A 12435-nucleotide genomic window follows, 5' to 3' on the forward strand; every position below is an offset into this window, starting at 1 on the left:
CTGAAGTGACCACACTCACCAAGCCCGAGGACGCCGCGGCGCCCGCCGGATCCGATGCGTTCCTGTCGGTCCGCGACCTGCATGTGCGCTTCTCCACGGAGGACGGCGAGGTCAAGGCGGTCGACGGTCTCTCCTTCGACCTGGAGCGCGGTACGACGCTGGGCATCGTCGGCGAGTCCGGGTCCGGGAAGTCCGTCACCAACCTGACCATCCTGGGCCTGCACAACCCACTGGCCACCACGATCGAGGGCGAGATCCTCCTCGACGGCAAGGAACTGATCACCGCCACCGAGGCGGAGCTGGAGAAGCTCCGGGGCAACAAGATGGCGATGATCTTCCAGGACGCGCTGACCGCGCTGTCGCCGTACCACACCGTGGGGCGGCAGATCGGCGAGCCGTTCCGCAAGCACACCGGGGCCTCCAAGAAGGAGGCGCGCGAGCGGGCCATCGAGATGCTGGAGAAGGTCGGCATCCCGCACGCCCAGCGGCGCGTCGACGACTATCCGCACCAGTTCTCCGGCGGTATGCGCCAGCGCGCGATGATCGCCATGTCCCTGGTCTGCAACCCGGACCTGTTGATCGCCGACGAGCCGACGACGGCCCTCGACGTGACGGTCCAGGCGCAGATCCTGGACCTGCTGAAGGACCTCCAGCAGGAGTTCGGCTCCGCGATCATCATGATCACCCATGACCTCGGGGTGGTCGCGAACATGGCGGACAACCTGCTCGTGATGTATGCGGGCCGGGCGGTGGAGCGCGGCACGGTCCGCGAGGTGCTCAAATCCCCGCAACATCCGTACACCTGGGGCCTGCTGGCGTCCATGCCACGTCTTTCGGCGGACGTGGACGAGCCGCTGACCCCCATTCCGGGCGCGCCCCCGTCGCTGCTGAACCCCCCCTCGGGGTGCCCGTTCCATCCGCGGTGCGCCTTCCGCAGCGAGGTCGAGGGCTCCGACCGGTGTGTGGACATCCGGCCCGAGCTGCCGGAGGGTCGGGGAGCGGCCTGCCATCTGACGTTGGATCAAAAGAGCCGCATCTTCACCGAGACGATTCGGCCCAGGCTGGGCTGAGGGGACTGACTGTGAGCGACGCTGTGAGCGACGAGAAGACCGCGGTCGTGGCGGACACGATCCCCGGTCAGCGGGACGCGAACCCGGCCGAACCACTGATGCGGGTACGCGACCTGAAGAAGTACTTCCCGGTGAAGGGAGGCTTTCCGATCAAGCGCACGATCGGCGCGGTGCAGGCCGTGGACGGCGTCTCCTTCGACGTCTTCCCCGGTGAGGCCCTGGGCCTGGTCGGCGAGTCGGGCTGCGGCAAGTCCACGACGGGACGGCTGCTGACCCGACTCATGGAGCCCACGCAGGGCACGATCTCGTACCGCGGAAAGGACATCAGCCGCTCCACCCGGCGCCAGCTGTCCCCGATCCGCTCCGAGATCCAGATGATCTTCCAGGATCCCTACGCCTCCCTCAACCCCCGTCAGACGGTCGGCACGATCATCTCCTCGCCGATGGAGATCAACGGCATCAATCCGCCCGGCGGCCGCGAGGCCCGCGTACGCGAGCTGCTGGAGACCGTGGGTCTCAACCCCGAGCACTACAACCGCTTCCCGCACGAGTTCTCCGGCGGTCAGCGTCAACGCATCGGCGTGGCAAGGGCGCTGGCGCTCTCGCCCAAGCTGATCGTGGCGGACGAACCGGTCTCGGCGCTCGACGTCTCCATCCAGGCGCAGGTGGTGAACCTGCTCCAGGAAGTCCAGCGGGAGATGGGCATCGCGTTCGTCTTCATCGCGCACGACCTCGCCATCGTCCGCCACTTCTCGCAGCGCGTCGCGGTGATGTACCTCGGCAAGATCGTGGAGATCGCGGATCGTACGTCGCTGTACACCGGCCCGCGCCACCCCTACACCCACGCCCTCATGTCGGCCGTTCCCGACGCGGACATCGACGCCGAGAAGAAGGAACGCATCCGTCTGGAGGGCGACGTCCCTTCCCCGATCGCCCCGCCCTCCGGCTGCCGCTTCCGTACGCGCTGCTGGAAGGCGCAGGACAAGTGCGCGCAGGAGGAGCCCCCGCTGATCCAGCTGTCGGGCAACGCCGAGGGCCATTTGACGGCCTGCCACTTCCCTGAGGACCCGACGATCGAGGCCCGCGCGGAGGACATCGTGCTGGACCCGGCGCTGGCGGCGCTGGAGAGCGAGAGCGAGGACGACTAGGGCCTGTCCGGCGGATCAGGTCGGAGGAGAGCTGCGGCGCATTATGAGCGCAGATGGGCGTGCCAAGCCCCGCGTCTCCGACACGATCCGCCGGACAGGCCCTAGCCGCTGGGGCGGGCGACGGTGATGATCTCGGGGGCGGTGGGGGAGAGCGGCCCCCGCCCCCAGTCGCCGAACTGCTCGTGGACGGCGAGCCCCGCCTCGCCGAGAAACCCGGACAGCGCGTCCGCCCCGAGGAAGCGCAGCGTGCTGCGACTGACCCGCGGCCGCTCCCAGTCCGGGTGCTCGAACGTCTCCGTGAACGTCACGCGATCGCCGAGCACGGGTGTGTCGACCTCGTGCCGGACCCGTACGACAGCGCCGTGGGCGTCGCTCACCTCGCGCACGCGCTCCGGGGTCCAGGACTCCCAGGCGCGGGCGGCGGGGTTGCGCGTCTCGAAGACGAACCGCCCGTCGTCGGTGAGGGCTTCGCGGACCGCGGCCAGCGAGGAACGCAACTCCTCGTCGCAGACGAGTACTTGAAAGGCGTGCCCGGTCATCACGACGAGGTCGAACTCCCGCTCCCAGCGCGCGGAGGCGAGATCCCCGAGCACCCACTCGACGGCGGCCCGGCGCCGCGCCTGCACCAGCATGGCCGCGGCGGGATCCAGCCCACAGAGCCGCCCCTCGTGCCCGGCCTCCCGGGCCCGCCCCAACAGCCGCCCCGTCCCGCACCCGACGTCGAGCACCGACCGCGCGGACATCACCAGGTCCAGATAGAAGTCGTCACTCGGCCGCCACGGATTCAGGGCGTCGTACAGGGCGGCGAGCGAGACGTCACTGAACGAACGATCAGCCATCGCAGCAGTCTCTCAGGCGAGGGGCCCGGTCGAACCACCGATCGGGTAGGAAGCGTGGGGACAAGTTCGCTTCAGGGAGAGAAAGTTGAAGCAAATGATCGATGACGGCAGTTCAGTGACCCCCAGAACGCGGACGGCTTCGAGGTGGAGCTGATGGCGAAGAGTCTGTGACGTGGGGTCAGCGCACGACCCGGCCGCGCAGCATGATGCGGCGCGGAAGGCGGAGGGCGCCCGGGTCGAGGCGGGGGTCCGTGTCGTAGACAGTGATGTCGGCGAGGGCGCCCTCGGTCAGACCGGTGAGGCCGAGGAACGCGCGGGCGGTCCAGCTGGCGGCGCCGACCGCCGTCTCGGGAGGGAGGCCGGCGGCGACGAGGTGCTCGACCTCGGTCGCGACGTTGCCGAAGGGCGCGGAGTCCGTACCGGCGAGGACGGTGACACCGGCGTCGTACGCCTCTCGGACGCGTCGGATCATCGTGCGGTGCCCCTCGTGCCACAGGCGGCCCCGGGGGTTGTCCTTGATGCGGAGTGCGCTGTGCGCGAAGGCGGTGAGGGTGGGGACGTACGACGTCCCGTGCGCGGCCATGAGCTCGATGCACTGCTCCGGCATTCCCATGCCGTGCTCGATGGAGTCGGCGCCCGCGCGGGCCGCGCCCAGCACGCCCTCCGCGGACTGGCAGTGCACGGCGACCCGCCCGCCGGCCGCGTGCACGCCGTCGACGACCGCGCGCAGCAGCTCGAAGGGCACCGGCGCCGCCTCGAAGTCCCAGTCACCCATGAGCTTGCACCAGCCGTCGTGGGCCTTCGCCTCCGCCACCGCCGCGGCGACCAGGTCGTCGGTCACCGTGTGGAACCCGGCGCTCTTCGACAGCCCCGCCCAGGCCAGCCAGCGGCCCGCCGTGACCATGCGTGGGGATCCGGGCGCGTCGCGCAGCCCGTCGGGCACCTCGCCGAGCAGCCCCGGGAAGCGCAGGGCCGTGATCCCGGCGTCCCGGTGAACGGCGATCTGCTCGGCGAAGACGTCCGGATCGAAGCGCGGGTCGTCCTCGGCGGCGGAGCCCGGGTGCGTGTGCACGTCGACAAGGCCCGGCAGCAGGAACCCGCCGTCGGCGATGGTGTCGGCCGGGGCCGAGGGGCGCTGGAAGGTGATCCGGTCGCCGAGCGTCCAGAGGTCGCGTACGACGCCGTCGGGCAGGACGGTCCCGCGCAGGTGGAAGGCCATGGCGCGACAGTCTGGTCCCGGTGCCGCGGCGTCGACAACCCCGCACTGCAAGCGGGTACTTAATCGCTCGACATCGAACGGGCGGACGGGGATGCTTCACCCCGATGACTCGAACCGACACGCCTCCCGCCTGGGACGAGCGCACACAGCTGACCACCTTCCTCGACTACGCCCGCGCCACCGCCCACGCCAAGTGCGAGGGCGTCTCCGCGGAGGACGCCGTCAAGGCACCGCTGCCCGGGTCCCCGCTGATGACGCTGTGCGGACTGATCAGCCACCTGCGCTGGGTCGAGTACTCCTGGTTCCAGGTGGTCTTCCTCGGCGAGGAGGACAAGGGGCCCTGGACGGACGAGGACCCCGACCGCGAGATGCGCATCGCCGTCGACATCCCGCTGACCCAACTCCTCGACGACTACGAGGAACAGGCCGCCCGCTACCGCCAGTTGGTCGCCGACCACGACCTGGACACCAAGGCGCAGCGCCCCATCCGCGACGGCCGCCACGTCGACCTCCGCTGGATCCTCCTCCACCTCGTCGAGGAGACGGCCCGCCACAACGGCCACATCGACATCCTGCGCGAACTGGCCGACGGCCGGACGGGGGACTAGCGCATGGCAGAGCAAGGGCCGCTGAACCCCACCATCCGCACGATCACCTTCGACTGCACCGGCGATCCCTACGATCTCGGCCTCTTCTGGAGCGAGTTGCTCGGCCGCCCGCTGGCCGACGACGACAAGCCCGGCGACCCGGAGGCGGTGATCGTGGACCCCGCCGGCGGCCCGACCCTCCTGTTCGTACACGTCCCCGAGGACAAGACGGCGAAGAACCGCAGCCACCTCGACCTGCGACCGCAGGGCCGCACACGGGCGGCGGAGGTCGAGCGGGCACTCGCCCTCGGCGCCCGCCGCATCGCGGACCACACCCGCCCGGACGGCGGCGGCTGGGTCGTCCTGGCCGACCCGGAGGGCAACGAATTCTGCGTGGAGCGCGGGGAGCTGGGCTGAGCCTGGCACCCTCTAGGACTGGGCGTTCCCCGCTTTTCCGTAGCGGCGGAAGGCGTCGGTCTCCACCGACCATGGGCCGAACGGCACGGTATCACCGAAGATGTACGGGTCTTTGTGCTGGTAGCGGTCCTTGCAGGGCTCGGAGTGCACCTCGATGGTGCCCGTGCGAGGGTCGACGATCATGTAGTGGGCGATGCCCATGGATGGGTACTCGGCGAGCTTCTCGCCGTAGACGTTGTCCGGGTTGGACGGGGAGACGATCTCGATGACCGCCAGCACCTGGGTCGCGTCGACGGCGAGGCCTTCTTCGTCGAGCACGTCCTCGGGGATCACGACCGCGTCCGGGCGCCGCATGCGGCCGATCGCCGGGTGCTCGATCTCAGGACCGTTCTCGCAGACGTAGCCGGGGTGGGTGGCGGGGAGCTGCTCGTTGAGCTGGTTGCGGATGCGGCGGATCGTGCCCTGGTGGCGCTTCGAGGGGCTCATCATCGCGAGGAACGGCCCGGAGGGGCCGATCTCGACCTCCCAAGATCCCTCAAGGTGCTCGGCGTACGCCGTGAGCTCCTCGGCGATCGCGCGCATCGTCGCGTAGTCCATGCCTTCAGGGTAGCGAGGCCGATGCCGTGGCCAAGGCGAAGGCCCGTGCTCCCCTCAGGGGCGCACGGGCCTTCGCTGTCCCCAGGAGCCGGGATCGTCTTATGGCTCGGGTCAATGGGCCGACGTTCCGGTCCCGTGAGGCGGCACCCCGACGAATTGGGGTGTGTCGGGGTGCCGCCGGGGGTCTTACAGAGACTTGCGGGCCGCCGGCAGGGCCAGGTCCGCCGTAGTCTCCGGGTAGTGGCACGCCGTCAGGTGGCCTTCGCGGTTGCCCTCGACCTGGACCAGCGGCGGGGCCTCCGTAGCGCACTTCTCCGTCGCCTTCCAGCAGCGGGTGCGGAAGCGGCAGCCCGACGGCGGGTTGAGCGGGGAGGGCACGTCACCGGTGAGGAGGATGCGCTCGCGGGCCGGCACGTCGTCCGCGGTGGCCTCGGGAACGGCGGACAGCAGCGCGCGCGTGTAAGGGTGGCGCGGGTTGTCGTACAGGTCCTCGCGGTTGGCGATCTCCACGATCTTGCCGAGGTACATCACCGCGACGCGCTCCGAGAAGTGGCGCACGATCGCGAGGTCGTGGGCGATGAAGACGAACGCGATGCCCAGGTCCCGCTGGAGGTCCTGGAGCAGGTTGACCACCTGCGCCTGGATGGAGACGTCGAGGGCGGAGACCGGCTCGTCCGCGACGATCAGCTTGGGCTCGAGGGCCAGCGCGCGGGCCACGCCGATGCGCTGGCGCTGACCGCCGGAGAACTCGTGCGGGAAGCGGTTGTAGTGCTCGGGGTTGAGGCCGACCGTCTCCAGGAGTTCGCGTACGCGCTTCTCCTGGCCGCCGGGCGGGTTGATCCCGTTGATCTCCATAGGGCCCGAGATGATCTTGCCGACCGTCTGGCGCGGGTTCAGCGACGCGTACGGGTCCTGGAAGATCATCTGGATCTCGGAGCGGACCGGCGCCAGCTGCTTGCGGCCCGCGTGCGTGATGTCCTGACCGCGGTAGCTGATCTTGCCGCCGGTGGGCTCCAGGAGGCGCGTGATCAGCCGGCCGGTCGTCGACTTGCCGCAGCCCGACTCGCCGACCAGGCCCAGGCTCTCGCCCTCGGCGACCTGGAAGTCGAGTCCGTCCACGGCCTGGACCGCGCCGATCTTCCGCTTGAAGGGGAAGCCTCCCATCACCGGGAAGTGCTTGGTCAGTCCGGTGACGTCCAGGAGGGGGTTCGTGTTGCTCATGATCGTGAAATCCCGTCTCAGTTACGTCAGTGCGACCGGGTCGCGGCGTAGTCGGCGAAGAACTCGCGGCGCTGGTCCGCCGTGAGGTGACAGGCGGCACCGCGCCCGTCCGTGACCTGCAGCAGCGGCTGCTCGGTGGAGCAGAGGCCGCCCTCGATCTTCTCCGTGAAGGTGCACCGCGGGTGGAAGCGGCAGCCCGTCGGCGGGTTCAGCAGCGACGGCGGCGAACCGGGGATCGGGTTCAGCGGTACGTCGACCGGACCGTCCAGGCTCGGCATCGAGCCCAGCAGGCCCCAGGTGTACGGGTGCTGCGGCTCGCGCAGCACCTCCTTCTTGGTGCCGCGCTCCACGCACCGGCCGCCGTACATCACCAGCACGTCGTCCGCGATGTCGGCGATGACACCGAGGTCGTGGGTGATGAAGATGATCGCCGTGCCGAACTCCTGCTGGAGGTCCTTCAGGAGGTCCATGATCTGGGCCTGCACCGTCACGTCGAGCGCCGTCGTCGGCTCGTCGGCGATCAACAGCTCGGGGTCGCAGACCAGCGCCATCGCGATCATCGCGCGCTGGCGCATACCGCCGGAGAACTGGTGCGGGTAGTCGTCCACGCGGACGTCCGGCTGCGGGATGCCGACGCGCTTGAGCATCTCGATCGCCCGCTCCCGGGCCTCCTTCTTGGAGGCACCGGTGTGCTTGCGGTACGTCTCACCGATCTGCTTGCCGATGGTGTGGTACGGCGACAGCGAGGCCAGCGCGTCCTGGAAGATCATCGACATCTTGTTGCCGCGCAGCTGCTCGAGCTCCCGCTCGGAGGCGGTCAGCAACTCCTTGCCGTCGAGCAGGATCTCGCCGTCGATGGCGGTGCGGTCTCGGTCGTGCAGGCCCAGGATCGTCAGGTTCGTGACGGACTTGCCCGAGCCCGACTCGCCCACGATGCCGAGCGTCTTGCCCTTGGCCAGGTCGAAGGTGAGACCGTCGACGGCCTTGACGACGCCGTCTTCGGTGGAGAAGTGGACCTTCAGATCCCTGACGGACAGGAAGGGCTGCTGATCGGTGCTCGTCACGGGGACGCTCCTGAGGGGGGTGATGCCGGGGGGTAGCTGTCGGGGGCGGGTTGCCCGGGGTCAGGCGAGCCGGATCCGCGGGTCGATGAGGGCGTAGACGGCGTCGACGATGATGTTGAAGAACACGATCGCACCGGCCGACAGGATGGTGACGCCGAGCAGCATGGGCAGGTCGCTCTTGTTCACGGAGTCCACCGCGAGGCGGCCGATGCCCTGGATGCTGAAGGTCGACTCGGTGATGATCGCGCCGCCGATCAGCACGCCCAGGTCGATACCGAAGACCGTGACGATCGGGCCCATCGCTCCGCGCCAGGCGAACCGGAAGAAGACGTTCGCACGGGACAGGCCCTTGGCGCGGGCGGTGCGGACGTAGTCCTCGCTGAGCTGTTCGACGAGCTGGGAGCGGGTCATACGGGTGTAGTTGGCGGTGAAGATGATCGCCAGCGTCAGCCAGGGCAGCAGCAGCCCGGAGAACCACGCGACCGGGTCGTCGGTGAAGGGCGTGTACGACGGCTGCGCGAACAGGTGCAGCTTCGAGACCAGGAAGAACATCGCGACGTAGCCGACGAAGTAGATCTGCAGCGAGGAGCCGAACAGCGAGGCCGAGCTGGCGAACTTGTCCAGGAACTTGCCCTGCTTGAGGGCGGCCAGCATGCCCGCGCCGACGCCGAAGATCAGGAAGACGACGGCCGCGCCGAAGGCGAGCGAGAGGGTCGTCGGCAGGCGGTCCAGGATGGTGCCGAGGACGGGCTCGCGGTTGGCGAAGGAGTAGCCGAGGCAGGGGGCGTTGCAGTTCCCGAAGCCGGCGTAGTCGCGCCCGACGAAGACGCCCTTGAGCCAATCCCAGTACTGCACCGGGATCGGGTGGTCGATGCCCAGGTTGTGCCGGATCTGCGCGAGCATGTCGGGCGTGCAGTTCTTGCCGCAGGACATCATCGCCGGGTCACGCGGGATGGCGTAGAAGAGACCGAATGTGATGGCGCTGATGATCAGCAGGATGACCAGTGCGCCGAGGACTCGGCGGACGAGGAAGCGGGACATGGGGGCGTGACTTTCCGGACGGGGCGCCGTCGCCGGGGGCGTGAGGAGGGAGGGCCGGAGGGGGCGGCCGGGCGAACGGCCACCCCCCAAGGGTCCTGCTGCCGGACGTGCGTCCTCCGCCCGGAGGCGGGTTCGGCGGCGTCCGGCGACAGGACCCGGGTCGTACGGCTTACTTCATCGCGTACAGCTTGCAGAGCGCGACGCAGGTGTTGCCGCTGTCGTACACGACGTTGCCGACCTTGGAGCCGTGCATCCAGTTGCGGATCTTGTGGTAGTCGGGGACGACCGCCGCGAGTTCCATGATCTGGCGGTCGACGTTGCCCCAGGCCTTGTTGGCCTCGGCCGCGTCCGTGATCTTGGCGGCCGCGTCGATGGCCTTGTTGACGCTCGGGTCGTTCAGCTGGGCGTAGTTGCTGCGGCCGTCGCCGATGTTCTTGCCGCTCCAGCAGGGGTAGAAGACCGAGTAGCCGTTCGGCCAGTCCGGGCTCCAGCCCGCACCGAAGAGGTCGAAGTCGTTGTCGATCTTGCCGATCTGGGTGTAGAAGGTCGACTTGTCGACCTGCTTGTTGACGACCGTGAAGCCGGCAGCCTCCAGCGCGTTCTTGACCGCGACGGCCACCTTCACCTGGGTGTCCGAGGACTGGTAGGCGATGACCAGCTTCTGGCCGAGCTTGCCGGCCTCCTTCAGCAGGGCCTTGGCCTTGACCGGGTCGCCACCGGGCTTCTTGGTGACGCCGTAGAGGTCGAACTTCTCGTAACCCGGGGTCACCGGGGCGAGGATGGTGGTGGCGATCTCGCTGGTGGAGGCGCCGCCCTGGATCGTCTGGATCTGCTGGTGCGGCCACGCGTGGTTGATGGCCTGACGGACCTTGACGTCCTTGATGCGGGTCATGTTGATCGGCCAGTAGTAGGTGACCGTGTCGACCTGCGTGAGGACGCGCTGCTTGAGCTTGGCGTTGGTGAGGACCTGGGCGATGCGCTCCGGGGCGACCTCGTTGAAGATCGACATCGCGTACTGGTCCTTGCCCGAGTCCGCGATGTAGCGGTCGGTCGAGGCCAGCAGCTCGAAGCCGAACTGGAAGACGTACTTGTCCGGGTAGTTGTTGCGGATCGAGTCGGTCTTCGGGTCCCAGTGCTCGTTGCGCACGTACGTGAGCGACTTGCCGATGGAGCGGGCGCCGATCTTGTACGGGCCGCAGGAGAAGGGGCGCTTGTCGTACTTCTCCTTGGTGTCGTGCTTCTTGTTCACCAGGGAGTAGCCACGCATGGCGAGCGTGAAGTTGAAGTCCGCGCGGGCCTCGTTGAGACGGAAGGTGATCGTCTTGCCGTCGACCTCGATGGAGTCGAGCTTCTTGCCGTCGTAGGGGCCCTTGTACTTGTCGCCGCCGACCAGCCACTGCTGGACGTAGCGGGGACCCTCGGCGATGAAGGAGGCGAAGAGGCGCTCGAAGGTGTGGCGGAGGTCGTCCTCGGAGATGTCCGAGCCGTCCTCCCACTTCAGACCGTCCTTCAGGGTGAAGGTCCAGGTCTTGCCGCCGTCCTTCATGGTGCCCGCGTCCGTGGCCGCGTCGCCGACCAGCGTGGCGCCGCCCTTGTCGTCGATCTTGTAGCCGGTGAGGCCACGCATGATCGGAGCGGTGATGGCGCCCTCGGTCGAGACGTAGATCTGCGCCGGGTCCAGGTGGTCCATGTCGAACTGGTCGAGCGAGTAGATCGTCCCGCCCTTGACCGCTCCCTTGACCTCCGGCGCCGGGCCGGTCGAGTCGGCCTTGGTGCCGACCAGGATCTCCTGGGTCTTGGAACCGCTGACCGAGGGGACCTTACGGCTCGACTTGTTGTCGCTGCCGCTGCCGCCACAGGCGGTCAGCACCGACGACGAGGCCGCGACCACGCCGGTGGCGATCATGAAGTTTCTACGGGAAAAAGACATGGATGAGCCTGCCTTATAGGGACGATCGGGACGGTTGACTCCGGCCGCGCGACGTTGAACGGGCCGGGGTGGAACGGGGTGCGGTTACCGCTTGGACTTCGGGTCGAGCGCGTCGCGCACCGAGTCGCCGAGCAGGTTGAAGGCGAGGACGAAGATCACCATCGACAGGCCCGGGAAGAGCATGAAGGTGAGGTCCTCGGTGTAGAACTGGGCGCCGCGCTGGATCATGACGCCCCAGTCCGGAGTCGGGTCGATGATGCCGACGCCGAGGAAGGCCAGACCGGCCTCCGCGGTCACAAAGGCCGGAAGCATCAGCGTGGACTGGATGATGATCGGCGTCCACAGGTTGGGCAGCAGCTCCTTGAACACGATGCGCCGCGGCGACGCGCCCGTGACCTTGGCCGCCTCGATGTACTCCCGCTCACGCAGACCGAGTACCTGGCCGCGCAGCAGACGGGCGATGGAGGCCCAGCCGAAGGCGGAGAGCACCAGGATCAGGGAGATGGCTCGCAGGGAGGTGGGGATGTTGTCGTCGGGGGCGACGAACAGCCCGTACACGACCGGCATGAAGGCGATGAAGAACAGCGTGGACGGGAACGACAGCAGGATGTCGATGATCCGGCCGACGAGATAGTCCGTCTTGCCGCCCAGGTAGCCCGCGGTGACACCGACGATCACGCCGACGACGGTGGTCAGCAGGGTGGCGGCCACGGCGATGCCCAGCGAGGTGCGGATGCCGTACAGCAGGAAGGTGAAGACGTCCCGGCCCAGTTGCGGTTCGATGCCGAACCAGAACTCCGAGCTCATTCCGCCGTTCGGCCCCGCGGGGTAGGAGAAGGCGTCCAGGAGTTCAGGTCGCTGGCTGGCGTACGTGGTGTACGGGTTCTTGCCGTACAGCTTGGCTATCAGTGGGGCTGCGATCGCGATCACGAAGAAGAAGATCACGATATAGGCCGATATGACGCCCGTGCGGTCACGTTTGAACCGCTTCCAGGCGAGTCGTCCAGGGGAGCGACTCTCGGAGCCCTTGGTGGTGGAAGGAGAGGGCGACTTCTCGACGCTCTCGTCGGTCACCTCTAGCGGGGCAGCCGCGGATGGAGTTGGGGGGGTCATGGTGCTCCAGGCCCGATGCGGTCAAGGACTCCGCAGGGCGCTCCCTACGGGCTACGCCGGACTTTTTCAACGCAATTCATTCAAGGTCAATAAATTCTCGACCCCCTTGGGTTTGTCTTTACCTTCTTTGCCTGGATTTGACCTTAGCGTAACTACGCGTGTAGCGCACTGTGGCCGTTCCGTGTCCGG

General features: G+C 68.2%; 12 protein-coding genes. 4 read left to right on the forward strand and 8 right to left on the reverse strand.

The window, feature by feature from the left end; all coding sequences use genetic code 11:
* Window positions 1-5 precede the first annotated feature (5 nt).
* Both AB5J53_RS31340 and AB5J53_RS31345 read left to right on the forward strand, forming a co-directional pair.
* Window positions 6-1070: an ABC transporter ATP-binding protein gene (locus AB5J53_RS31340; RefSeq protein ID WP_369248974.1), complete on the forward strand. Its 1065-nt coding sequence runs from the start codon at window positions 6-8 to the stop codon at window positions 1068-1070.
* A gap of 47 nt (window positions 1071-1117) precedes the next feature.
* Complete coding sequence (locus AB5J53_RS31345) at window positions 1118-2218, forward strand: ABC transporter ATP-binding protein (RefSeq protein ID WP_369252589.1); 1101 nt, start codon at window positions 1118-1120, stop codon at window positions 2216-2218.
* 101 nt (window positions 2219-2319) lie between these two features.
* Here the strand turns inward: AB5J53_RS31345 and AB5J53_RS31350 are convergent, their stop codons facing one another.
* Both AB5J53_RS31350 and AB5J53_RS31355 read right to left on the reverse strand, forming a co-directional pair.
* On the reverse strand, window positions 2320-3057 hold the full coding sequence (locus AB5J53_RS31350; protein ID WP_369248975.1) for a class I SAM-dependent methyltransferase: 738 nt from the start codon (window positions 3055-3057) through the stop codon (window positions 2320-2322).
* A 178-nt stretch (window positions 3058-3235) separates the two neighbouring features.
* Window positions 3236-4276, reverse strand: coding sequence for an amidohydrolase family protein (locus tag AB5J53_RS31355; protein ID WP_369248976.1), 1041 nt, complete (start codon window positions 4274-4276; stop codon window positions 3236-3238).
* Between the two features lie 104 nt (window positions 4277-4380).
* Here AB5J53_RS31355 and AB5J53_RS31360 point away from each other — a divergent pair, with 104 nt between their 5' ends.
* Together AB5J53_RS31360 and AB5J53_RS31365 are read left to right on the forward strand one after the other, a co-directional pair.
* On the forward strand, window positions 4381-4884 hold the full coding sequence (locus tag AB5J53_RS31360; protein WP_369248977.1) for a DinB family protein: 504 nt from the start codon (window positions 4381-4383) through the stop codon (window positions 4882-4884).
* A 3-nt stretch (window positions 4885-4887) separates the two neighbouring features.
* The gene (locus AB5J53_RS31365; protein ID WP_369248978.1) at window positions 4888-5280 is read left to right on the forward strand and encodes a VOC family protein; all 393 of its coding nucleotides are present in this window, start codon (window positions 4888-4890) and stop codon (window positions 5278-5280) included.
* 12 nt (window positions 5281-5292) lie between these two features.
* Here AB5J53_RS31365 and AB5J53_RS31370 read toward each other — a convergent pair whose 3' ends face one another.
* The 6 genes from AB5J53_RS31370 to AB5J53_RS31395 all read right to left on the reverse strand — a co-directional run bounded on the left by AB5J53_RS31370 (window position 5293) and on the right by AB5J53_RS31395 (window position 12207).
* A complete protein-coding gene (locus AB5J53_RS31370; protein ID WP_369248979.1) occupies window positions 5293-5877 on the reverse strand; it encodes a Uma2 family endonuclease in 585 nt (194 codons plus the stop codon).
* A gap of 186 nt (window positions 5878-6063) precedes the next feature.
* A complete protein-coding gene (locus AB5J53_RS31375; protein ID WP_369248980.1) occupies window positions 6064-7098 on the reverse strand; it encodes an ABC transporter ATP-binding protein in 1035 nt (344 codons plus the stop codon).
* A 26-nt stretch (window positions 7099-7124) separates the two neighbouring features.
* On the reverse strand, window positions 7125-8162 hold the full coding sequence (locus tag AB5J53_RS31380) for an ABC transporter ATP-binding protein (RefSeq protein WP_369248981.1): 1038 nt from the start codon (window positions 8160-8162) through the stop codon (window positions 7125-7127).
* A 60-nt stretch (window positions 8163-8222) separates the two neighbouring features.
* Window positions 8223-9203, reverse strand: coding sequence for an ABC transporter permease (locus AB5J53_RS31385; protein ID WP_369248982.1), 981 nt, complete (start codon window positions 9201-9203; stop codon window positions 8223-8225).
* A gap of 169 nt (window positions 9204-9372) precedes the next feature.
* The gene (locus tag AB5J53_RS31390; protein ID WP_369248983.1) at window positions 9373-11133 is read right to left on the reverse strand and encodes an ABC transporter substrate-binding protein; all 1761 of its coding nucleotides are present in this window, start codon (window positions 11131-11133) and stop codon (window positions 9373-9375) included.
* Window positions 11134-11217: 84 nt separating this feature from the next.
* A complete protein-coding gene (locus tag AB5J53_RS31395; protein WP_369248984.1) occupies window positions 11218-12207 on the reverse strand; it encodes an ABC transporter permease in 990 nt (329 codons plus the stop codon).
* Window positions 12208-12435: the final 228 nt, after the last annotated feature.

This window comes from Streptomyces sp. R41 (assembly GCF_041053055.1).
Taxonomy (GTDB): domain Bacteria; phylum Actinomycetota; class Actinomycetes; order Streptomycetales; family Streptomycetaceae; genus Streptomyces.

Coding starts and splice junctions, on each gene's coding strand:
- AB5J53_RS31350 (WP_369248975.1), bottom strand. CDS start 3,057: ATGGCTGATCGTTCGTTCAGTGACGTCTCGCTCGCCGCCCTGTACGAC.
- AB5J53_RS31355 (WP_369248976.1), bottom strand. CDS start 4,276: ATGGCCTTCCACCTGCGCGGGACCGTCCTGCCCGACGGCGTCGTACGC.
- AB5J53_RS31360 (WP_369248977.1), top strand. CDS start 4,381: ATGACTCGAACCGACACGCCTCCCGCCTGGGACGAGCGCACACAGCTG.
- AB5J53_RS31365 (WP_369248978.1), top strand. CDS start 4,888: ATGGCAGAGCAAGGGCCGCTGAACCCCACCATCCGCACGATCACCTTC.
- AB5J53_RS31370 (WP_369248979.1), bottom strand. CDS start 5,877: ATGGACTACGCGACGATGCGCGCGATCGCCGAGGAGCTCACGGCGTAC.
- AB5J53_RS31375 (WP_369248980.1), bottom strand. CDS start 7,098: ATGAGCAACACGAACCCCCTCCTGGACGTCACCGGACTGACCAAGCAC.
- AB5J53_RS31385 (WP_369248982.1), bottom strand. CDS start 9,203: ATGTCCCGCTTCCTCGTCCGCCGAGTCCTCGGCGCACTGGTCATCCTG.
- AB5J53_RS31390 (WP_369248983.1), bottom strand. CDS start 11,133: ATGTCTTTTTCCCGTAGAAACTTCATGATCGCCACCGGCGTGGTCGCG.